At 58.2% G+C, this 21,147-nt stretch carries 23 protein-coding genes; 12 read left to right on the top strand and 11 right to left on the bottom strand.

The window, feature by feature from the left end; translation table 11 throughout:
* Positions 1 to 12 precede the first annotated feature (12 nt).
* The 10 genes from fdh3B (at position 13) to C7964_RS17400 (ending at position 10,872) form a co-directional block, all read left to right on the top strand.
* Positions 13 to 606: a formate dehydrogenase FDH3 subunit beta gene (fdh3B, locus tag C7964_RS17440; protein ID WP_055295457.1), complete on the top strand. Its 594-nt coding sequence runs from the start codon at positions 13 to 15 to the stop codon at positions 604 to 606.
* Positions 607 to 687: 81 nt separating this feature from the next.
* Positions 688 to 1,869: a formate dehydrogenase subunit gamma gene (locus C7964_RS17435; protein WP_110280894.1), complete on the top strand. Its 1,182-nt coding sequence runs from the start codon at positions 688 to 690 to the stop codon at positions 1,867 to 1,869.
* A gap of 4 nt (positions 1,870 to 1,873) precedes the next feature.
* Positions 1,874 to 2,005 (top strand): hypothetical protein, encoded by a 132-nt coding sequence (locus C7964_RS20265; protein ID WP_286164036.1) that lies wholly within the window; start codon positions 1,874 to 1,876, stop codon positions 2,003 to 2,005.
* A gap of 245 nt (positions 2,006 to 2,250) precedes the next feature.
* On the top strand, positions 2,251 to 3,030 hold the full coding sequence (locus tag C7964_RS17430; RefSeq protein WP_110280893.1) for a transglutaminase-like domain-containing protein: 780 nt from the start codon (positions 2,251 to 2,253) through the stop codon (positions 3,028 to 3,030).
* 58 nt (positions 3,031 to 3,088) lie between these two features.
* Positions 3,089 to 4,516, top strand: coding sequence for a circularly permuted type 2 ATP-grasp protein (locus C7964_RS17425; RefSeq protein WP_110280892.1), 1,428 nt, complete (start codon positions 3,089 to 3,091; stop codon positions 4,514 to 4,516).
* 3 nt (positions 4,517 to 4,519) lie between these two features.
* Positions 4,520 to 5,461, top strand: coding sequence for an alpha-E domain-containing protein (locus C7964_RS17420; protein WP_110280891.1), 942 nt, complete (start codon positions 4,520 to 4,522; stop codon positions 5,459 to 5,461).
* 13 nt (positions 5,462 to 5,474) lie between these two features.
* Positions 5,475 to 6,272, top strand: coding sequence for a transglutaminase family protein (locus tag C7964_RS17415; RefSeq protein ID WP_110280890.1), 798 nt, complete (start codon positions 5,475 to 5,477; stop codon positions 6,270 to 6,272).
* Between the two features lie 48 nt (positions 6,273 to 6,320).
* Positions 6,321 to 7,055, top strand: coding sequence for a proteasome-type protease (locus tag C7964_RS17410; RefSeq protein ID WP_110280889.1), 735 nt, complete (start codon positions 6,321 to 6,323; stop codon positions 7,053 to 7,055).
* 12 nt (positions 7,056 to 7,067) lie between these two features.
* On the top strand, positions 7,068 to 8,507 hold the full coding sequence (locus tag C7964_RS17405; protein ID WP_110280888.1) for an alpha/beta hydrolase: 1,440 nt from the start codon (positions 7,068 to 7,070) through the stop codon (positions 8,505 to 8,507).
* Between the two features lie 139 nt (positions 8,508 to 8,646).
* Positions 8,647 to 10,872, top strand: a complete 2,226-nt coding sequence (locus C7964_RS17400; RefSeq protein ID WP_110280887.1) for an NADP-dependent isocitrate dehydrogenase — start codon at positions 8,647 to 8,649, stop codon at positions 10,870 to 10,872.
* A gap of 354 nt (positions 10,873 to 11,226) precedes the next feature.
* On the opposite strand, the gene C7964_RS17390 is transcribed toward C7964_RS17400, so the two are convergent.
* The 4 genes from C7964_RS17390 to C7964_RS17375 all read right to left on the bottom strand — a co-directional run bounded on the left by C7964_RS17390 (position 11,227) and on the right by C7964_RS17375 (position 14,725).
* On the bottom strand, positions 11,227 to 11,439 hold the full coding sequence (locus tag C7964_RS17390; RefSeq protein ID WP_110280886.1) for a hypothetical protein: 213 nt from the start codon (positions 11,437 to 11,439) through the stop codon (positions 11,227 to 11,229).
* Between the two features lie 82 nt (positions 11,440 to 11,521).
* A complete protein-coding gene (locus C7964_RS17385) occupies positions 11,522 to 12,337 on the bottom strand; it encodes a sugar phosphate isomerase/epimerase family protein (protein ID WP_110280885.1) in 816 nt (271 codons plus the stop codon).
* Positions 12,297 to 13,535 carry an MFS transporter gene (locus C7964_RS17380; RefSeq protein ID WP_110280884.1) on the bottom strand — a complete coding sequence of 413 codons (1,239 nt, stop codon included), beginning with the start codon at positions 13,533 to 13,535 and terminating at the stop codon, positions 12,297 to 12,299. Before C7964_RS17380 ends, C7964_RS17385 begins: the two co-directional genes overlap by 41 nt.
* Positions 13,532 to 14,725 carry an alpha-D-ribose 1-methylphosphonate 5-triphosphate diphosphatase gene (locus tag C7964_RS17375; protein ID WP_110280883.1) on the bottom strand — a complete coding sequence of 398 codons (1,194 nt, stop codon included), beginning with the start codon at positions 14,723 to 14,725 and terminating at the stop codon, positions 13,532 to 13,534. Before C7964_RS17375 ends, C7964_RS17380 begins: the two co-directional genes overlap by 4 nt.
* On the opposite strand from C7964_RS17375, the gene C7964_RS17370 reads away from it, so the two are divergent.
* The gene (locus tag C7964_RS17370) at positions 14,724 to 15,395 is read left to right on the top strand and encodes a DUF1045 domain-containing protein (RefSeq protein ID WP_110280882.1); all 672 of its coding nucleotides are present in this window, start codon (positions 14,724 to 14,726) and stop codon (positions 15,393 to 15,395) included. The two genes, C7964_RS17375 and C7964_RS17370, sit on opposite strands and share 2 nt — an antisense overlap.
* On the opposite strand, the gene phnN is transcribed toward C7964_RS17370, so the two are convergent.
* Genes phnN through phnG form a run of 7 tightly spaced genes read right to left on the bottom strand, consistent with a single transcriptional unit; the run spans position 15,377 to position 20,327 of the window.
* The gene (phnN, locus tag C7964_RS17365) at positions 15,377 to 15,922 is read right to left on the bottom strand and encodes a phosphonate metabolism protein/1,5-bisphosphokinase (PRPP-forming) PhnN (RefSeq protein WP_110280881.1); all 546 of its coding nucleotides are present in this window, start codon (positions 15,920 to 15,922) and stop codon (positions 15,377 to 15,379) included. The genes C7964_RS17370 and phnN overlap by 19 nt on opposite strands.
* Positions 15,919 to 16,602: a phosphonate C-P lyase system protein PhnL gene (gene phnL / locus C7964_RS17360; RefSeq protein WP_110280880.1), complete on the bottom strand. Its 684-nt coding sequence runs from the start codon at positions 16,600 to 16,602 to the stop codon at positions 15,919 to 15,921. The genes phnN and phnL overlap by 4 nt, the downstream gene beginning before the upstream one ends.
* A gap of 3 nt (positions 16,603 to 16,605) precedes the next feature.
* Complete coding sequence (phnK, locus tag C7964_RS17355) at positions 16,606 to 17,376, bottom strand: phosphonate C-P lyase system protein PhnK (RefSeq protein WP_110280879.1); 771 nt, start codon at positions 17,374 to 17,376, stop codon at positions 16,606 to 16,608.
* Positions 17,373 to 18,224, bottom strand: a complete 852-nt coding sequence (locus C7964_RS17350) for an alpha-D-ribose 1-methylphosphonate 5-phosphate C-P-lyase PhnJ (protein WP_110280878.1) — start codon at positions 18,222 to 18,224, stop codon at positions 17,373 to 17,375. Before C7964_RS17350 ends, phnK begins: the two co-directional genes overlap by 4 nt.
* Positions 18,221 to 19,309, bottom strand: a complete 1,089-nt coding sequence (locus C7964_RS17345; RefSeq protein ID WP_110280877.1) for a carbon-phosphorus lyase complex subunit — start codon at positions 19,307 to 19,309, stop codon at positions 18,221 to 18,223. Before C7964_RS17345 ends, C7964_RS17350 begins: the two co-directional genes overlap by 4 nt.
* On the bottom strand, positions 19,309 to 19,872 hold the full coding sequence (phnH, locus tag C7964_RS17340; RefSeq protein WP_110280876.1) for a phosphonate C-P lyase system protein PhnH: 564 nt from the start codon (positions 19,870 to 19,872) through the stop codon (positions 19,309 to 19,311). The genes C7964_RS17345 and phnH overlap by 1 nt, the downstream gene beginning before the upstream one ends.
* Entirely contained in the window at positions 19,872 to 20,327 is a 456-nt protein-coding gene (gene phnG, locus C7964_RS17335; RefSeq protein WP_110280875.1) for a phosphonate C-P lyase system protein PhnG, read from the bottom strand. The genes phnH and phnG overlap by 1 nt, the downstream gene beginning before the upstream one ends.
* Before the next feature lie 81 nt (positions 20,328 to 20,408).
* On the opposite strand from phnG, the gene phnF reads away from it, so the two are divergent.
* Complete coding sequence (phnF, locus tag C7964_RS17330; protein ID WP_110280874.1) at positions 20,409 to 21,128, top strand: phosphonate metabolism transcriptional regulator PhnF; 720 nt, start codon at positions 20,409 to 20,411, stop codon at positions 21,126 to 21,128.
* Positions 21,129 to 21,147 lie beyond the last annotated feature (19 nt).

Genomic DNA, 21,147 nt, shown 5'->3' with positions numbered 1-21,147 from the left:
GGGAGAAGTAGAATGGCTAGAGCAAAATTTCTCGTTGATGCTGAACGCTGCATCGAATGTAACGCCTGCGTCACTGCATGTAAGAACGAACATGAGGTGCCTTGGGGTATCAACCGCCGCAAGGTTGTCACGATCAATGACGGCAAGCCCGGCGAGCGGTCGATCTCGGTCGCATGTATGCATTGCTCGGATGCACCGTGCATGGCGGTTTGTCCGGTAGACTGTTTCTACCAGACAGCCGACGGTGTTGTGTTGCACTCCAAAGACCTGTGCATCGGGTGTGGCTATTGCTTCTACGCGTGTCCGTTCGGCGCGCCGCAATTCCCGCAGGCTGGTAACTTTGGGTCGCGCGGCAAAATGGACAAATGTACCTTCTGCGCTGGTGGTCCCGAGGAAAACAACTCGACAGCTGAATTCGCCAAATACGGGCGGAACCGGATTGCCGAGGGCAAGCTGCCGATCTGTGCCGAAATGTGCGCAACCAAAGCGCTGCTGGCCGGTGATGGCGACACAGTATCCGACATCTACCGCGAGCGTGTCGTGGCCCGCGGTTTCGGGTCCGGTGCCTGGGGTTGGGGCACAGCCTACGACCAGAAAGGCGGCTAATCGCCCCTTTTGCGAGATGCAAATAAAGGGGCGGCCTTTTCACGGGCCGCCCTTCTTTGATTAGCCAGAGAGGATTTCTCAATGCTGCGTCTGATGACAGTTTTTGCATTGCTATTCGCCATGACAGCCCCCGCATCGGCACAAGAAGCCACCGATGATCCGCGCGCAGCCACTGGCGGGGCGCAAACATTGGAGGATATCCTGCGCCGCCAGGAAGGCCTGGTCATGGATGACAGTTTCCGGAGTGATGTGACAGGCAACCCCGAGAATGCCGCACCGATCACAGATCAGCTTGGCACCTTGGGTGGTGCGTCGGATCCCGATTTATGGCGCGCATACCGCTATGAAGTTGCCGATCTGACCACCCAGGCACGTGGGCCTGCGGTCACAACAATGATTCAGGATCGCGGGATGTGGTGGCAGGCGTTCCGCGAAGGACCACTGGTTTCAATGACCGCTGCCTTGCTGGGCGGCACGCTTGTGCTACTGGCCCTCTTCTATCTGATCCGTGGGCGCATCCGCCTGCACGGCGAAAAAACAGGGCGGACGATCACACGCTTCAAGGCCTTCGAGCGTTTCGGCCACTGGCTATTGGCATCGTCATTTATCCTGCTTGGGCTCACAGGACTGGTGTCGCTCTTGGGCCGCAAGGTTCTGATCCCCACCTTTGGGCATGAGGCCTTTTCTGGTTTGGCAATGGCCAGCAAATGGATCCACAACAACGTTTCCTGGGCGTTCATGCTGGCGCTTGTGATCGTGTTTGTGGTTTGGGTTGTGCATAACATTCCCGACCGCACCGATTTGAAATGGCTTGCAAAAGCGGGCGGTCTGTTTGGCGGCGATCACCCGCCTGCGAAAAAGTTCAACGCAGGTCAAAAGCTGATCTTCTGGGCGGTGATTATCCTTGGCGGCTCGATCTCGGCCTCGGGCATTTCGTTGCTGTTCCCGTTCGAATTCAACATGTTCGCGCACACATTCTCGGTTATCAACGGCTGGGGCGTGCCGGGGTGGTTCGGCTTGTCTGATTTGCCCTATCCGCTGTTGCCACATGAAGAGATGCAGTTCGCCCAACTCTGGCACGCCATCGTCAGCCTTGTGCTGACAGCGATTATCCTTGCGCATATCTATCTTGGCTCCGTCGGCATGGAGGGCGCCTTTGATGCGATGGGCAAAGGCGAGGTCGAAGAACAATGGGCGCGCGAGCACCACAGCATTTGGGCCGATGAGGTGCTGAACGCCAAACCATCCAAGAGCGAGGCATAGCACGATGAAAGCTTTCCTTATCTCGCTGGTCGCCTTGGTCGTCATCACGGTGGGTGCGAATCAGATCCTGACGCGCGTCGGACCCTCCAGTGCCGAAGCCACCATTTCAAACGACAACGTGCGCCTTTCAGATTAAGAAACTGTCAAATATGACGAAACACAGGGCCCTACGGGGCCCTGTTTTACATGCGCAAAAGGGGATTTGCGCATCGCTCCGGAAAACGATACCAGCCGGACAAAGCAATCAGGCCGGGGGTAGGCCTGATCCGCGAAACCAAAATCTAAACCCAGTTTCCTGTCTCTGGCACAGCGTTGAGGATGCATTCCTTCGGCGCGTCTCTGGCGGGGTGTGGTCGTCATCGAGAAAGGAAAGGCCCCAGCGTGCTCATCTCCATCAAGACACATCTCAGCTACACCACCGCCACCTCTTGCAGCCTGCTGCTTCAGATAGAGGCCGCGCAGGATATCGCGCAGGTCTGCGAAAGCAGTCACTTTACCACAAACAAAGATGTCTACTGGAACATCATTCCGGGCGAAGAGAACATCGGTTTACGTCGCTGGGGGCGGATCGAACAGGAATTCGATTGTGTCTACGAAGCAAAGGTACGCGTGCAGCGCCCCGTATCGGATCTTGCGCATCTTGCGGCCCATGATGTCACACAATTGCCCAGCGATGTGACCAAGTTTCTGATGCCCTCGCGCTATTGCTTCCCCGAAGCTTTCCTCGGCTTTGTCCCTAAACAATTCGGGTCACTCGCGGGTGGCGCGTTGATCGCGCAGATGAGCGACTGGATCAGAGAGAACTTCACATACGACATCTGCGCCAGCAATGCGCTGACCACTGCGACCGATAGCTTTCAGGCGCAGCGCGGCGTCTGTCGCGATTACGCGCATGTGTTGATTGGTATGGCACGCTCTGCCGGTATCCCCGCGCGGATCGCCAGCGTCTATGGGCCCGCAGTGAACCCGCAGGATTTCCACGCCGTCGCCGAGGTGTTTCTGGATGGTGCATGGCACATCGTTGACCCCACAGGCATGGCCCACCCAAGCGAGATTGTCCGCATCGGCGTCGGGCGTGACGCGGCTGATGTATCCTTCATGACGTCCTATGGTTGGATGGAGATGAAAAAGCAGTCAGTTGATGTGTCTTTCATCGCATGAAGCCGCAGGAAGCGCGCCATCTGCTTGCAACTCCCTTGCCGCGCGTTAGGTTAATTTTATGAGTACAGATCGACAGCACTTTGATGAGATGCTTTTGGGCGGAGAGGGCGTTCGCGCCCCTTACGCTGAATATCAAGAGTGGTTCTCGCATGAAGACGTATCGCGCCTCTCCAAAAAGTCGAAAGAAGCAGAAGCCTTCTTTCGCAGGACGGGTATTACCTTCAACGTTTACGGTCAGGCGGCGGCGCAAGAACGGCTGATCCCCTTTGATCTGATCCCGCGGATCATCGCGAACCGCGAATGGACGAAGTTGTCGAAAGGCATCGAACAGCGCGTGCGCGGTGTGAACGCCTTTTTGCATGATATTTACCACCGTCAGGAAATTCTGCGCGCCGGCGTGGTGCCGGTTGACCTGATCGCGAAAAACGCCGCGTTCCTGCCGCAGATGATGGGCGTGACACCGCCGGGGAATGTTTACACACATATTGTCGGCACCGATATCGTGCGCACCGGCGAAGATGACTTCTTTGTGCTGGAAGACAACGCGCGCACCCCGTCCGGCGTGTCTTACATGCTCGAAAATCGCGAAACGATGCTGCAAATGTTCCCTGAGCTTTTCAGCCAGATCAAGGTGCAGCCGGTCAGCGATTACCCCAAGAACCTGCGCCGGTCCCTTGCAGCCTGCGCACCTGCGGGATGCAATGGCAAACCGACGGTCGCGATCCTGACGCCGGGTATCCATAACTCGGCCTATTTTGAGCATTCGTTCCTTGCCGATCAGATGGGCGTGGAACTGGTCGAGGGCCATGATCTGCGGGTGGTGGACGGCCATATCGCGATGCGCACAACCGAAGGCTACAAAACCATCGACGTGCTCTATCGTCGTGTTGACGATGATTACCTTGATCCGCTGAACTTCCGCCCGGATTCTATGCTGGGTGTGCCGGGCATCATGGATGTCTACCGTGCCGGCAATATCACTATCGCGAACGCCCCCGGCACAGGTATTGCCGATGACAAGGCGATCTATTCCTACATGCCTGACATCATCGAGTTTTATACCGGTGAAAAGGCAATCCTGAAGAACGTCCAGACCTTCCGCTGTTCTGAACCTGATGCGTTGAAATATGTGCTCGATAACCTTGCTGATCTGGTGGTGAAAGAGGTGCACGGATCGGGTGGTTACGGCATGCTTGTCGGCCCCGCCGCATCAAAGAAGGAATTGGCGGCATTCGCAGCGAAACTACGGAAATCTCCCGGCAATTATATCGCGCAGCCGACACTGTCGTTGTCGACCGTTCCGATCTTTACCAAGAAGGGCCTTGCCCCCCGCCACGTCGATCTGCGGCCCTTTGCGCTTGTGTCGCCTGACGGCATGAACATCACACCCGGTGGTTTGACACGCGTCGCGTTGAAAGCCGGGTCACTGGTGGTCAATTCCAGCCAGGGCGGCGGCACAAAAGACACTTGGGTTTTGGAGGACTAGGCGATGCTTGGAAAAACCGCAGGTGGGCTGTACTGGATGTTCCGCTTTCTGGAACGCAGTGAAAATACCGCACGACTGGTTGAGGCGGGGTTCCGGATTGCCCTGACGCGATCGTCAGACCCTGAATCAGAGTGGAAGTCCGTTCTGACAACCGCCGGTGTGCGGATGAACTATGACCAGAAATATGATGGTTATACCGCACTGGATGCGATTGATTTCCTGCTGCGTGATACTGACAACCCGTCAAGTGTCATGTCGTCGATCAACAACGCGCGCACCAACGCGCGGATGGTGCGCACGGCACTGACAACCGAAGTCTGGGAGGCCGTGAACGAAAGCTGGATGGCCATGAAGGCGGCGTTGAAGTCACCCGTCACACAGGCAAAACTGCCGGAAGTGCTGGGTGAAATCCGCCGCTACACAGCGCTCGTGCGGGGCGCGTTGCATGGCACCATGCTGCGCAATGATATTTTCGACTTTTCCCAGCTTGGCATCGCGATCGAGCGGGCGGATAACACCGCGCGGATCATCGACGTGAAATATTATACGCTGCTCCCGTCAGCCAGTTTCGTCGGCTCTGCCCTTGATAACGTGCAGTGGGAAACGATCCTGCGGTCGGTGTCGGCCTACCGGTCATTCCGGTGGCTGAACAACGACGATATCTCGCCGATGAGCATTGCGGACTTTTTGATTTTTGACAGCCGCTTTCCGCGGTCACTCTCGTTCTGCAGCCGTATTCTGGACGAGAATCTCGGGTATCTGGCCAAGGACTATCGCACCCGGCTGCCATGCCATGACATGATCGACGCCCAGCGCGACAGACTGCGCGCCAGCACGATTGAAACGGTCTTTGATGAGGGGCTGCACGAATTCATCACGTCGTTCATCCGTGAAAACAACGCGATCGGGCTTCAGATCGAACAAGACTACAGCTTTGTAGGATAGGTATTTTCAGACCATGAGACTCAGTATCAGACATGCAACGAAATACACCTATGATGCGCCTGTGTCCTATGGGCTGCAACAGGTGCGGTTGACCCCTGCAAACTCCAGACATCAGACGGTGCATGACTGGACGGTCGAAGTGACAGGCGGAACCAAAGAGCTGACGTTCGAGGACCATTATCAAAACCAGACCATTCTGGTGCGGGCCGATAAAGGTGCCACCGAAGTGTCGGTCGAAGTGTCCGGCGAGGTCGAGACGCACACGAATGATGGCATTTTTGGCAAGACCTACGGCACCGCTCCGCTATGGCATTTCAAGCAAAGCACACGGCGTACAGAGGCAGGCAAGGGCATTCGCAAGCTGGCGAAGACCTTGGAAAAAGCACCCAATGTGCTTGATGGGCTGCATGCTTTGTCACAGGCGATTATCGAGGCGGTCCCTTACGGCCAAGCCATCACCTTTTCAGGCACTACCGCCGAAGAGGCGCTGATAGCTGGTGGTGGTGTCTGTCAGGATCACGCGCAGATTTTCATTTCGGCGGCACGACTTGCAGGTGTGCCAGCACGCTATGTCAGCGGTTATCTGATGATGAATGACCGCATTGATCAGGACGCGAGCCATGCATGGGCCGAGGCCCATATCGATGAGCTTGGCTGGGTCGGGTTTGACGTATCCAACGGCTATTCACCCGACGAACGCTATGTGAGGATCGCAACAGGGCTGGATTCGCGCGATGCATCCCCGGTTAGCGGCGTGCGTTTAGGGTCTGCGTCAGAAGCAATGATTGTATCGCTTCAAATTCAGCAGTAGATGCTAATTTGAACGCTGGATTTCTCCTATCGGTAATGGACCACTAAATTGACATACTGTGTTGGGCTTCGCCTGAATAAGGGACTGGTCTTTATGTCCGACACCCGCACAAATGCAGGTGTAGATAACTTCTCTGTCACCCGCAAAATGTTTACATGGAATACACCCGGTGAACGGGTCATCACCCTGATGACCGCGGGTAACCTTGCCACGACCCAGGCCCTGGTCAGCCTTCTGGACGAACGATCAAAGGCGACGGCCGAGCGCAACCCAACTGTGCTTGAACTGCCGACGATGTTTCAGGTGGCACGCATGGTCGGTGCAACACTGAAAGAAGTGATCGAGGAAAGCGGGCCTGACGGGCAAGAAGCCTCAACCAAGTTTCGCGCGTCGGTCATTCTGGGCGGCCAGATCAAAGGCGGCAAGCCTACACTGTTCCTGATCTATCCCGAGGGGAATTTCATCGAGATCACCGAAGACAGCCCGTTCTTCCAGATTGGGGAAGCCAAATACGGCAAGCCGATTTTGGTGCGCGCCTATGATCCGGACATGAGTTTCGCGGATACAATCAAGCTCTTGCTGGTCTCTTTTGACAGCACGATCAAGGCGAACCTTTCGGTGGGCTTGCCGCTGGATCTGCAAATCTATGAGGCGGACAGTTTCAAGGTCACGGAACGCCCGCGGATTGAGGCTGATGACCCGTATTTCCAACATATTTCAAATAGTTGGGGCGAGGCTTTGCGCACCGCATTGGCACAGCTTCCCAGCTATCAGGCTGACTAGCGGCACCGCAGGATGAAGGCGGTTCTGGCCCTCATCGCGGTGATCCTGTCGCTTTTCGTGCTGGAAACCGCCCGTCAGGGTGTCAGCATCTCGCATTTCGCAGTCGGCGAAACACCCGTGACAAGATATGCACAGCCCGATGCGGATGGCCCGGCGGTAGTGGTGGCGCATGGTTTCGCCGGATCGCAGCAGATGATGCAGGGCTATGCCTTGCCGCTCGCTCAGGCAGGGTATCAGGTCTACGCCTTTGAATTCCTCGGGCATGGGCGACACAGACAACCGATGTCAGGTGATGTGAACGCGCTGGATGGCACGACCCGTCTGTTAGTTGCGCAAACAAGCGCAGTCATCGACAGCATTGATGCGGGCGATGTGCCCGTTGCGCTCTTGGGGCATTCCATGGCGACCGATATCCTCGCCCGTGTTGCGCAAGAGCGTGATGATATTGGCCCTCTGGTTCTGATTTCGGCGTTTTCGCAAGTGATTGATGCCAATACCCCGCCCGATCTGCTCTTGATCACCGGAAGCTGGGAACCAGGCCTGCGCGACTTTGCGCAAGAGGCCGTGCAAATGGTTGATCCGGCAGCCACCACCAGTGAGACCGTGACGGAAGGTGATCTGCGCCGCCGCGCTGTTATTGCACCATTCAGCGAACATGTCTCGGTCCTGCATAGCCGCGCGGGGCGGGCCGAAGCGGTCGCGTGGCTTGACGGGTTTTATGGGCGGCAATCACTGCCCACGATCTTGCCAACCGGGACTGCGATTTTGGGGCTTTTGATCGGAATTGTCCTGTTGTTCGGACCGATGACCAAGCGACTGCCGCAACGACAGACGGCGATGCCAGCGATTGATCGGAAGCAGTTGGCGGTTCTGTTACTGGCCCCCATGGTGCTGACGCCCCTCATCGCCGTACCGCTTTCACCCGGTTTTCTGCCGGTCCTTGTGGCCGATTACCTTGGCCTGCACCTGTTGATCTTTGGTGCAATCCAGCTGGCCCTGCTTTGGCATTGGCGGCACCGGATCGGGCCTGTCACGTGGGGTGCGGTGGCGCTTCTCCTGCTGTGGTGCGCGCTTTTCGGTTTCTTGCTGGATCGCTATGCCGCGAATTTCCTGCCAACGCCGCAGCGGGTCTGGATCATGGCCGTCCTCGCCCTTGGCGCCGTACCCTATATGCTGGCCGACATGGTGCTAAGTGTGCAAGCAGGGTTCTGGCGCAGGCTGCTGGTGCGTCTTGCCTTCCTCATTTCACTCGGCATCGCTGTCGCGTTGGATTTCGAGGGTCTGTTCTTTCTCATCATGATCGCGCCGGTGCTTGTGCTCTTCTACGCTGTCTTCGGCACGATGGGCCGCCAAATCGCACGCCGAGCAGGAACGGCGACATCCGGAATAGCCCTTGGATTGGTGCTTGCATGGGCTTTAGGGGTCAGTTTTCCCTTATTTGTCGGGATATAAAGAACTTTGTGTACAACAGTACACCAAAATGCATTCCCTTTCGAAGTCTGTTCCACTAGTGATGTGAATCAAACGCGTGCGGTTCTTTTCATGTAGGCCGCTTGCCTATGCAACACGACCAAACCACGAGGATATGCGCATGTCAGACCAGACCCTTCCCGATATCATTTACACGAAAACCGATGAAGCGCCGCAACTGGCGTCCGCGTCTTTGCTGCCGATCCTGCGCAGGTTTCTGGGCGAAGCGGATATCACCATCGGCACCAAGGATATCTCGCTTGCAGGCCGCATTCTGGCATCATTCCCGGAACGTCTGACAGATGCGCAGAAGGTGTCTGACGATCTGGCCCTGCTGGGCGAGGTTGTGAAAGATGCAAGCGCCAATGTGATCAAACTGCCCAACGTTTCGGCCTCTGTGCCCCAACTGGTCGCGGCGGTGAAGGAATTGCAGGGCCAAGGCTATGACATTCCCGATTACCCCGAAAACCCGCAGACCCCCGATGAGGTCGAGGCGCGCAAGCGGTATGATGCGGTCAAAGGCTCTGCTGTGAACCCCGTTCTGCGCGAAGGCAACTCCGACCGCCGTGCGCCATCATCGGTCAAGGCATACGCCCGCGCCAACCCACACCGCATGGGTGCGTGGTCAAAGGACAGCAAGACCTGCGTGTCCACCATGGGCGCGAATGATTTCTATTCGAACGAGACCTCGGTCACCTTGACCGACGCGCTGGCCGCAGGTCCGCTCAAGATCGAACACACTGCCGCCGATGGCACTGTCACGACCTTGAAGGACGGTATCAAAATGCCTGCAGGCACGATTGTCGACGCGACCTTCATGTCGGCCAAAGCGCTCAAGGCGTTCTACCACGCGCAGATCGAAAAGACGCTGGCCGATGGCACGCTGTTCTCGTTGCACCTGAAAGCCACGATGATGAAGGTCTCTGACCCGATCCTGTTTGGCCATGCGGTTGTCGCCTATCTGCAGCCGGTCTTTGACCGCCATGCCGATGCTTTTGCCGCTGCGGGCGTGGGCCCGAATGCAGGCTTTGGCACGATGTTCAATGCGATTGCGGAAATGCCCAACGGCGCCGAGATCAAGGCCGAGATCGACGCGGTACTGGCCGAACGCCCGCCCCTCTACATGGTGAACTCTGACCGCGGCATCACAAACCTGCATGTGCCCTCTGACGTGATCATCGACGCCTCGATGCCTGCGGTGATCCGCGCAGGCGGCAAGGGCTGGGGCCCTGATGGCGCAGAGGCCGACACAAACTGCGTAATCCCTGACAGCTCTTATGCGCCGGTTTATGAAGCATCCGTGAACTTCTGCAAAGAGAACGGCGCGCTTGATCCGGTAACGGCAGGCACTGTGCAAAACGTCGGTCTGATGGCGCAGAAGGCCGAAGAATACGGCTCTCACCCCACGACATTCGAAATTCCGCAGGACGGGACCGTGCGCGTGATTGCGGGCAATGGTGACGTGCTGCACACACATGCGGTTGAGGCGGGCGATATCTGGCGCATGGCCTCGGCACGTCGCGCACCGATTGAAAACTGGATCCAGCTTGCGATTGACCGGATGCAGGCCACAGGGTTTGAAACCATCTTCTGGCTTGACCGGAACCGCGCGCACGATGCGGAACTGCTGAAATACGTGGAACCCGCCTTGGCCAAGGCGGGTCTGACGGATGCCGTGAAAATCATGGCCCCGCGCGAGGCGACGACACGGTCGTTCGAGCTGATCTATCAGGGCAAGGATACGATTGCCGTGACAGGCAACGTGCTGCGCGATTACCTGACCGACCTGTTCCCGATCCTTGAGGTCGGCACATCGGCCAAGATGCTGTCGGTTGTGAAACTGATGCAGGGCGGCGGTTTGTTCGAAACGGGCGCCGGTGGGTCCGCACCAAAGCACATCGAACAACTGGTCAACGAAAACCACCTGCGCTGGGACAGCCTTGGTGAATTCTGCGCCTTGGGTGAAAGCCTGCGCTTCCTTGGCAACGCGCAAAGCAAAGCTGCAGCCAACGTTCTGGGCAATGCCGTGGATGCAGCAACCGAGAAGCTTTTGTCCGAGGGTCATTCACCGCAGCGTAAAGTGGGCCAACCCGACAACCGCCACAGCCATTACTGGTTTGCGCGTTATTGGGCCGAGGCATTGGCAGCACAAACGGATGACGCGACACTGGCGGCAAAGTTTGCGCCGCTTGCGGCAGAACTGGCGCAAAACGAGGCGGCGATCCTGAGCGAGTTGTCACAAGGTCAAGGCACACCGGTTGATCTGGGTGGCTATTATCACACGTCCGACGAATTGGCCGCCGCCGCAATGCGCCCATCAGCGACACTGAATGCGCTGATCAACTAAGCCAGAACGAATTTGGGGGCGGTTTGTTCCGCCCCCAGCCGTGTTGATCACAAACTGATCCCGACCCTTGTGTTGTCGGTCTTACCGCTTTGCATGATACCGCGAAAAGCGACTTGCTGGCCCATCTCCTCCCAGACTCGGATGTTGGAAAGGGCATATCGCTCGAACGCGCGGCCCGCGCAGGTCAACTCGGCCCCAGCCGAGGAGCGCGTGGGCATCGGAAACCGCTCAAAGTTGGATATGCTCAAGCGATAAACCGCCTCCACGTTCCGTCATGCGATTTGCTGATGGCTAGACGCATATCTGCGCGGGTAGAGCTTAATGTCGGAAGGCGCGATTGAAGGGCTTCTGCCCCTATGGATAGGAAGGGTGATGCGCAGTCCCGCAAGCGCACGCTATCCAGCTGGCGATTTCTTCTTTCGTCGCGCCAATAAATCCTGAAGCAGTGTCCGCATCGAAAAAGTGCTTTGCCGGGTCGAAAACACGCGGCGCGCGGGCCATGCTTTCCTTAATCCAAACAGCAGCGATCTGTTGCGCCTCATCAAGCTCTGCAATGTAGTAAGCCATAAAGCCCCCCAGCCATATCTCTTGTAACACGACTGTGACGCTATTGAGATGACGTCGATTCGGCAAGTTTCGACTGCTCGCCTCAAATCACCAAGCCAAGGTCGCGCAAAGCGCCAAAGCCTTTGGGTATGTCGGCTTTATTGTGCAATTCCAAAACCAGATGCGGGTCACTGCTGGAAGCAGCCAAGGCACGGAACACCGCAGTCCATTCAATCTCGCCCTCACCCGGGGCCCAGTGGCGGTCCGCATGGCCATCAACGTCTTGCAGATGGACATGTGCAAGCTGCGCGCCGGCATCGGCGATAAAATCAGCAACAGGTGGTGCACCTGCCATGCGTCGCGCGAGCTGCGCATGGCCTGTATCAATAGAAAGCGCGATGGCCGGGGATCCGAAACTGTCCACCAATGCGCGGCGGGTTTCGGGCCGCACATCCTGGATATTCTCGATCACCAATGTGATGCCCTTGTCCTCGCCCGCGCGCACGACGGGGCCCAGAATTTCATGCACACGGGCAAGCTTCTTTTCGGCGTAGTTGGGGAAGCTGAAGATGTTGTTCTGATACCAAGCCGTATAGGGAGAGTGCAGAACCATCTGGCGCGCGCCGATCCGGTCGGCGGCCTCCAATGCTTTCAAGAACCGCGCGGTGATGAGCGGACGCAGTTCGGCATCTTTATTGTCGATGTCCAATCCCTCGAAGGGGCCATGAATACCCACCCGACCCATGTGACCGTCAAGGGCTGTCTTGGCTGCGGCGACGCGATCTTCAAACCCCGTCGTCAAAGCGGAATAGGTCATGAAATCCTGCAGTTCAATATCGCGTGCTGCATCGAACAGCCAGTCGCGGTGGTCATCAATCTCAGGGATGGTCAGGCAGGCGCCGATCTTGAGCGGGGTCATTTCTGTGTGTCCTCGGATCAGGAATAAACATGTAGGTTGCCATCGCACAGCAAAGGCACAGCGCCATGACAGCAAAGGACCACCATCCCCCATAGGTCTGCGTGGCCCATCCAAAAGCAAAGGGCGCGGAGGCGTTGATCCCCATCTGCACAAATGAAATCCAGCCAAGCCGCGCGCCATACCCTTTGGCACCAAACAAAGCCAAAGGCAGTGTGCCGCGGGCAATCGTCTTGATCCCGTCACCCATCCCGTAAAGTGCCGCGGCCAGCAAAAGCCCCGGCAGGGTAAAGCCAAGCGTCAATAAGACGACAAACCCGGAAAACATCAGGCCGAGGCTGAGGGCATAGGTCACAAGAGGGTACATATTCTGACTGACCAGCATCTCGAAAAACCGGCCTACCGTCTTGAAGGGTCCAATCACCGCACCGGCAAGGGCGGCCATGGCGGCCGTATGCCCCAGATCCTGCACATTGGTCACCCAAAGCGTCATCACGGCACCCATCAGATAGCCCGAGAAGATGAACGATACGACCATCCAAAGCATGGCCTGCCTGCGCAGCCGTCCAGTCAACTCGGGCCAATCCGGTGCGTTGTCCGGCTTTGGGGCATCTGCCGCGCGTTCGCGGCCACGCAGAACGAAAAAATGGATCGGGGTGCAGATCAGCAGGGCACTGAACCCGAGGATCACCCAGGTTGTTTCCCATCCATAGCGATTGAAAAGCGCAAGTGTCAGCGGCCAGTAAATCGTGGACGCCACACCGCCGAACAGGGTGATTACCGAAATCGAGCGCTGCGGTAAGATGCGCAGATCCAACCGCGCGACGCTTGAAAAAGCTGCGTTATAGAGCACGAACATACCTGCCGCTTCAGCCAGCAATATGAGTGCAAAAAGCCCGATCCGTCCCTCGACCAGGCTCATAGACATCACTGCCAGACAGGCAACAATCGTCCCAAGCGTCATCACCCAACGGCCGCCAAAACGGTCCACCAATTTGCCTGCCACAGGCGAGACCAGCCCACCAAAAAACAGACCCAGCGACAGGATGCCAAAGACCTCCGAGAGGGTAAGCCCAAGGTCCTTGGCCATTTCAGGCAGCAGCACGGCATAGGCGTACATCAACGTGCCGTAGCCCATGATCTGTGTGATCCCCAACCCGATTGCAGGCAGGTAATCGCGATCAATGCGCAGCAGGGTCATGCAACCCTGTTGCCTTGGCTCCACACGCCCCGCAGCAGCGGCGTTTGGCCGATTTTGCGCACCCGCAGGACATCACCGCGCAAACCTGTCTTCAAGGCACCACGATCATGCAACCGCACAGCCTTGGCAGGGTTGGTCGTCACGGTCGCAATAGCGCGTGGCAGATCATTCCAGATATCGGCAAGGCGGAAGGCGGACAAAAGCAGCGCCGAAGGCACATAGTCTGACGACACGATGTCAAGAAGGTCAGCTTTCGCCAGTTCTTCGGCGGCGACATTGCCAGAGTGCGACCCGCCACGGATAAGGTTGGGTGCGCCCATCATCACGGCAATCCCGTGCGTGCGACATGCCGCGGCGGCCTCGACCGTTGTGGGAAACTCTGCAAAACCCACGCCATTGCCCGCAGAGGTGCCAACGTGGGTGGCCGTGGTGTCATCGTGGCTGGCAAGCACCGCACCAAGGCGCACTGCTTCGGTAACAGCACCGGTTTCATGCTTGGCGCCATAGCGGGCTTGCAGGTCCAACAGGTTCGCGACATGGGCGTCAAATTCTGCGTCATTCAGACCGCGTTTCTTGCCAACATAGGTTTTCAACGCCGTCAGGTCACGAAACTGGCGCTGGCCCGGCGTATGGTCCATCAGGCTTACGATCCCGACGCGGTCCTCGGGTGCAAAGGCCGCTAGTTCCTCAAGAAGCGTTTCCGAACAAATCTCGGCGCGCAGATGAAGAAAATGGCTGATCTTGAAGAACCCCGCCGCACGCGCCGCCAGGAGCTCGTCCGCCAGTTTGCGTGCATAATCACTATAGCGCGCCTTGCCGCTATGGATCGAACCCACGCGCAGCGCATCGAACACCGTTGTGATCCCCGTAGACGCCAGTTCCGCATCATGGGCGATCAGCGCGGGCAGATGCGGCCAGTCCACCTCGGGACGCGGTTCGATGTGGCGCTCGACATTGTCAGTATGCAGTTCAACAAGCCCCGGGATTACCAGATCTCCAGTGCAATCGAGTGCACCTGCCGGAACATGATCTCCCTCGGCAATATCGCAGATGACCCCCTGTTCGATTGTCACCGATCCGGTGATTACCTGATCCGCCATAACAAGCTGCGCATTTGCAAGACACAGGTTGCTTGACACATCCGTGTCACAAGCCTTTGTCAAAGAGGCCGTGGGAAAAGGGGAATTCATGTCATACTCTCGATTTGCAATTTACTATGTGCCGCCGGCAGGCTCTTTGGCCGATTTCGGGGCGTCGTGGCTCGGGTGGGATGTTGTGAACGGTCAACTGACACGTCAGCCCGATCTGCCCGATCTGCGTGACATTACAATGACACCGCGCAAATACGGGTTTCATGGGACGTTGAAGCCGCCCTTCAAGCTGACGGACGGACGAAACGTCGCCGAGCTTGACAAGGCGGTCGCGGAACTGGCGGCGTCCCTTGCGCCTGCCATCTGCGATGGTCTGGCGCTGACCTCGCTGGGCCATTTTCTGGCCCTGACACCCCACGGTGACACAGAAGCCTTGCAGCGGGTGGCAGCGGCCTGCGTCAGCGCGCTTGACGGTTTTCGCGCACCCGCCAGCAACGCAGAGTTGGCGCGCCGTCGTAAATCCGGCCTCACAGCGCGGCAGGAAGCCCTGCTCGTGCAATGGGGCTATCCCTATGTGATGGAAGAATTCCGCTTTCACCTGACACTTTCGGGGCAATTGCCCGAGCCAGAGCTTACCACATGGTCCGACACTGTGCGGAAATTTTTGCCCGCCCTGCCCGCGCTGTTCATTCTTGACCAGATCGCCTTGTGTGGTGAGCGGGAAGATGGACACTTCGAGATGCTCCATCGCTATACACTCGCCGGCTGAAGCAGCGCCACCCCGCGGGCAACGGTCTGGGATAGCGGGCCATCATTGGCGAGGTCGATCACATGAAGCGCCTCTGGCAAAGGCTTGTCCGCCTGCGCGAGACGTTTAGCGATTTCTTCTTCGGTCTCACGCCCCCGTGCGGCCAGACGCTGCGCAAGCGTTTCCGGTGTTGCACTGATGTTGAGAACGAGGAAGTTCGGGAATGTCTCGGCCGCTTCAGCCAGAGCCTTGCGCGAGAAATTGGCAAGGCAATCGGTGCCTTTGCCTAGTTGATACCTGACAGTGATCGGGATGCCGTAGTGCAGCCCATGCGCGCGCCAATGCACTGCGAAAGCGCCGTTCTCGACCAGATCCTCAAATTCCGGCACTGACACCGCATCGTAATCTTCGCCACCAAGCGCGGGCGCGCGGGTGATGACGCGCCGCACCAGATGCAACCGCGGCATAGCCTCACAAAGGCCCGCCATCACGCTGTCCTTGCCAACACCCGAGGGACCGACAACAGCTATGAGGCGACCTTGGGTCATGCGGCAACCTTTGGTGTAAAGCGGCTGACGTCGATCTCACGGTCACAGACGCGGTCGCGGGCGGCCTCATCGTGGAAAATCCCGATGATGGCGGCACCGCGCGCCTTGGCCTCTTCGATCAGGGACAGCACGACTTCGCGGTTCTTGGCATCCAAGCTGGCGGTCGGTTCATCCAGCAGCATCGCAGGATAGGCATGAGCAAAGCCGCGCGCGATATTCACGCGCTGTTGCTCGCCACCTGAAAAGGTGGTGGGCGACAGCGACCAAAGGCGCTCAGGAATGTTCAACTGGCCCAGCAATGCCTTGGCGCGGGCTTGTGACACTTCCGCGGAAACGCCTAGCGTCCGTAGCGGTTCGGCGACCACATCAAGTGTGGGCACACGCGGCACGACACGCAGGAACTGGCTGACGTAGCCCAGAACTTCACGGCGCACCGCGATAACCTGGCGTGGTTCGGCTTGTACGAGATCCACATCGCCAATACGGATTTGGCCCGCCTGTGTCAGGTAGTTGCCATAGATCATCCGCATCAGCGTGGATTTGCCTGCACCGGACGCGCCCGTCAGCGCCACACATTCGCCAGCGGCAACGGAGAAAGACACATCATTAATCACCTCGATGACCGCGCTGCCCTGATTGTGCAGGGTGAAGGTTTTTGAGACGTTGGTAAGTTCAATCATGGGTCATACCTGCAAAACGGAGCTGACAAGGAGTTGGCTGTAGGCATGCTGCGGATCGTCCAGCACCTGATCGGTCAGGCCGGCTTCAACCACGCGGCCATCCTTCATCACCATCAGACGATCCGCGAGCAGACGCACCACCGCCAGATCGTGTGTGACGATGATCGCGGACAGTCCCATGTCGCGCACCAGCCCCCGCAGCAGATCAAGCAACCGGGCCTGCACTGACACATCAAGCCCGCCCGTGGGTTCATCCATGAACACCAGTCGCGGCCCGGTCACAAGGTTACGGGCGATTTGCAGGCGTTGCTGCATCCCGCCCGAGAAGGTCGTCGGGCGATCATCAACGCGCGAGGCATCAATCTCGACACGTCCCAGCCAGTCGGTCGCCTTGTCACGGATGTCGCCATAGTGCCGCTCACCCACAGCCATCAGCCGTTCCCCGACATTGCCACCGGCGCTGACACCCATGCGCAGCCCGTCGCGCGCGTGTTGGTGGACAAAGGCCCAATCGGTGCGACCGAGCATCCGGCGTTCAGGCTCGGACATCGTGATCGTATCACGCGGACCATCGGTACGGGTATCAAAGACGACCTGTCCCGCATCGGGGCGCAGATGACCTGCCATGCAATTGAGCAGGGTCGACTTGCCCGACCCGCTTTCACCCACAATTCCCATGACCTCGCCCGGGTAAAGGTCGAACGAGACATCCGCGCAACCGATATGGGCACCGTATCGTTTTGTAACGCCCTGAACAGACAGCAAAGGTGTCATGCCGCGTCCTTTCCTTTATGGCCCGCCGCCTGACGCGCCTCGCAATAGTCGGTATCCGAGCACACGAACATCCGCCCGCCTGCATCATCAATGATGAGTTCATCCAGATAGCTGTCCTGCGCGCCGCACATCCCGCAAGGATGATCGGCCTTCGTCGCCTCGAACGGGTGATCCTCAAAATCAAGGCTGACGACTTGGGTATAGGGCGGCAGGGCATAAATGCGCTGTTCGCGCCCCGCACCGAAAAGCTGGATCGCGGCCATATCGCCAAGCTTGGGATTATCGAATTTCGGAATGGGTGACGGGTCCATCACATAGCGCCCTTCGACCTTTACCGGATAGGCATAAGAGGTCGCGATGTGGCCATGACGGCTGATGTCTTCGTAAAGCTTCACATGCATCAGCCCGTATTCCTCAAGGCTATGCATCTTGCGCGTTTCACTTTCGCGCGGCTCCAGAAAGCGCAACGGTTCGGGGATGGGCACCTGATAGACAAGGATCTGGCCTTCGCCCAGCGCCTCTTCGGGAATACGGTGACGGGTCTGGATCACAGTGGCGTCGCGTGTCGCGGTGGTCGTCGCAACACCTGCGGTGCGCTGAAAGAAGCTTCGGATCGACACCGCGTTTGTGGTGTCATCGGCCCCTTGGTCAATGACCTTGAAGGTGTCTTCGGGGGTCAGGACTGCCGCTGAAACCTGCACGCCGCCAGTGCCCCAACCATAGGGCATCGGCATTTCACGGCTGGCAAAAGGCACCTGATAGCCGGGAATGGCAAGCCCCTTGAGGATTGCACGCCGGATCATCCGTTTGGTCTGCTCATCGAGATAGGCAAAATTATAAGCGTTCATTCCGCAGCCTCCTGCACTTGATCGACGCCAGCTTCGCGGCGCAGTTTGCGCACCAGTTCCAGTTCGGACTGGAAATCAACGTAATGAGGCAGTTTGATATGCTCCAGAAAGCCCGTCGCCTGAATGTTGTCGGCGTGATAAAGCACGAATTCCGCATCCTGCGCGGGGGCGCCAACGTTGTCCTCGCCCAATTCTTCCCACCGCAAGGCGCGGTCGACCAAGGCCATTGAAATCGCCTTGCGCTCGGTCTGACCAAAGACCAATCCATAGCCGCGCGTGAATTGCGGCGGTTCGGTTTTCGAACCGGTGAACTGGTTGACTGTCTCGCATTCGGTCAAGGTCACTTCGCCGATCTCGATGGCAAAGCCCAGTTCCGGGATGTCCATTTCAACGGGCACCGCCCCGATACGCAACTCGCCCACAAAGGCGTGATTGCGCCCGTAGCCGCGTTGCGTTGAATAGGCGAGGCCAAGCGTAAAACCCTCGTCCGCGCGGGTAAGCGCCTGAAGGCGCAAGGGCCGGTCTGCCGGCATTTCCAGAGGTTCGCGGGTCAGGTCACGCGGTGGCGTGTCATCATGACGGGCCTCTTCAATCAGCCCTTCGCGGTTCAAGAACCCCGTTACATGCGGCACATCGCCAGTTTCCGCAGCGCGCGCAGGCGCATCTGGCACTTCGCCATCCGCAGCCAGTTTAAAGTCCAGCAAGCGGTGCGTGTAATCAAAGGTTGGCCCCAGCACCTGCCCGCCCGGCAGGTCCTTGAACGTCGCCGAGATGCGCCGGTCGCAGGCCATTGCGCCGGTATCAACCGGTTCAGACGCCCCAAAGCGGGGCAGCGTGGTCCGGTAAGCGCGGATCAGAAAGATCGCCTCGATCAGATCACCGCGGGCCTGTTTGATCGCCAAGGCCGCCAGATCAGGATCATAAAGCGAGCCTTCGGCCATAACGCGATTGACGGCAAGGCTGAGTTGTTCGCGGATCTGCGCGATGCCGAGTTCGGCAATATCCTTATTGCCGCGGCGTTCCTCGGCAAGCCATGCATGGGCATTCTCGATTGCCCGTTCACCGCCTTTGACTGCGACATACATCAGGACACCTTTGTCGTTCTTGGCAGAGCCGCAACGCAGTCTCCACTGGTGAAGATGAAATCCAGCCCGAGCGGAAACAGCGCGTGGTTGGATTGGAAGGCAGCAACCTCTGGCAGGGAAAGCGCCGCCTGATCCTTGATACCCGGGCCGGTCAGGGCCGCGCCCGTTGCGGAAAGGTCGGGGCGTTCGACAATCAAAGTGGCTGATCTGTCGGGGTATTGTGATGTGCCGACGGGATATGACGACAGCGGCACAAGCGCATCCCATGTGCCGACAGCGAACATGCATTCCGCCGGACCAACCAAAGGGGCACCCGTGTGAAAGGCCAGCCAGACGCGCAACGCTTCGCAATCGGCAGCGCCCGCCAGATAGACCGGCGTTTCAGTGTCGCAGAGGGTGAGCAGAACGGTGCCTGCCGCTGGCGAGAGCGGTGCAGGGGGCACGGCACCTGAAATTTCCTGCACAGTCCCTGGACGTGCCATTGCCTCCATCACGGCGCGGAAGGCGTGGGATGATCCGATGGACGGGTCTGCAAATCCGCCGGAAAGAGTATCTGCCTGCATCAGTCTTCTCCTCGGACCATTGTGAAGAAATCGACCTTTGTCGCCGCAGCCTTGGCCGCGCGCGCAGCCCTGGCGGTGGTCATTTCGGCCTCCAGCGGCTCAAGCACTGATGTTCGCATTGTTTGCGACATTGCCGTTTGCATCAGCGCATCAATCAAAGCGGCCGTTTCTGCATCTTCTTTGCGCCGCCCTTGAATATAGGCATGCCCCACCTCTCCGGTGTCCAAGGTCAATGCGCAGCGGGTCACTGTCATTTCGCCAAGATTAAAAGGCGCACCCGTGGCACCCGCGCGGGCGCGCACCATGGTGCTGCCGATCTCTGGCGCACGCAGCCACGTGAAGGCAGGGCGCGTGATGGCCCCATCCAGCAAGGTGGCGGCACGGCCTTCCGGCGCTTTGGCCAGCAGGCTCATCCACGCTTTGCGGGGATTATTTTCTTGTAAAGTGTCTTTCATCTCGACAACTTTTCCATTTACTATACAACTATACATATCTTACCACATTTGTGGTCTCGCGACAGAAGAGTTTTGTGAAATTTGCGTGACAGTTCAGGCAAAACACCCATCTGGAAAGCCATTGCTGATGCCCTGCGCAGCGATTTGGCCGAAGGACGCTATAGCCCGGGTGACAAGCTCCCGACCGAAGCCGCGCTGGCAGACCGTTTCGGCGTCAATCGCCACACGGTCAGGCACGGGATCGCGGCCTTGGTTGATGACGGGTTGGTCCGGACCCGTCGTGGTGCAGGCGCGTTTGTCGCAGCGACGCCAACAGACTACCCCATCGGCAACCGCGTCCGGTTTCATGAAAACCTGATCGCTGCAGGACGCAGGCCGGAAAAGCGCATTCTTGCGCTGGACGAGCGTGCTGCAACACAAGGTGAAGCCAAGGCTTTGCAAGTCCCCACCGGTGCACCCGTCTGCGCCTATCACGGCCTTTCACTGGCTGATGGCCAGCCAATTGCCATCTTTGAAAGCCTGTTTCCATTGGATCGCATCGCGGGCATCACCGCCGCATTGCGTGACACAAGTAGCGTGACAGAAGCGCTCCGTGTGGCAGGAATTGCGGACTACACCCGCACCTCAACCCGTTTGACAGCGGTGCGCGCCACCGCAACCCAAGCGCTGCATTTGCAAGTCACGGAGGGCGATCCGCTGTTAAGGTCGTCCGGTGTGAATACAGGCCAGTTCGGCCAACCTGTAGAATATGGGCGCACATGGTTTGTCGGGGATCGCGTTACGCTGACGCTCGAAACCTAGGGTCAGGACCGACGAGGCT

Source organism: Loktanella sp. PT4BL (genome assembly GCF_003201935.1).
In the GTDB taxonomy this organism is placed as follows: Bacteria; Pseudomonadota; Alphaproteobacteria; order Rhodobacterales; family Rhodobacteraceae; genus Yoonia.
Note: the sequence above shows the minus strand (reverse complement) of the source record. Positions and strands in the feature narration are given on the sequence as shown.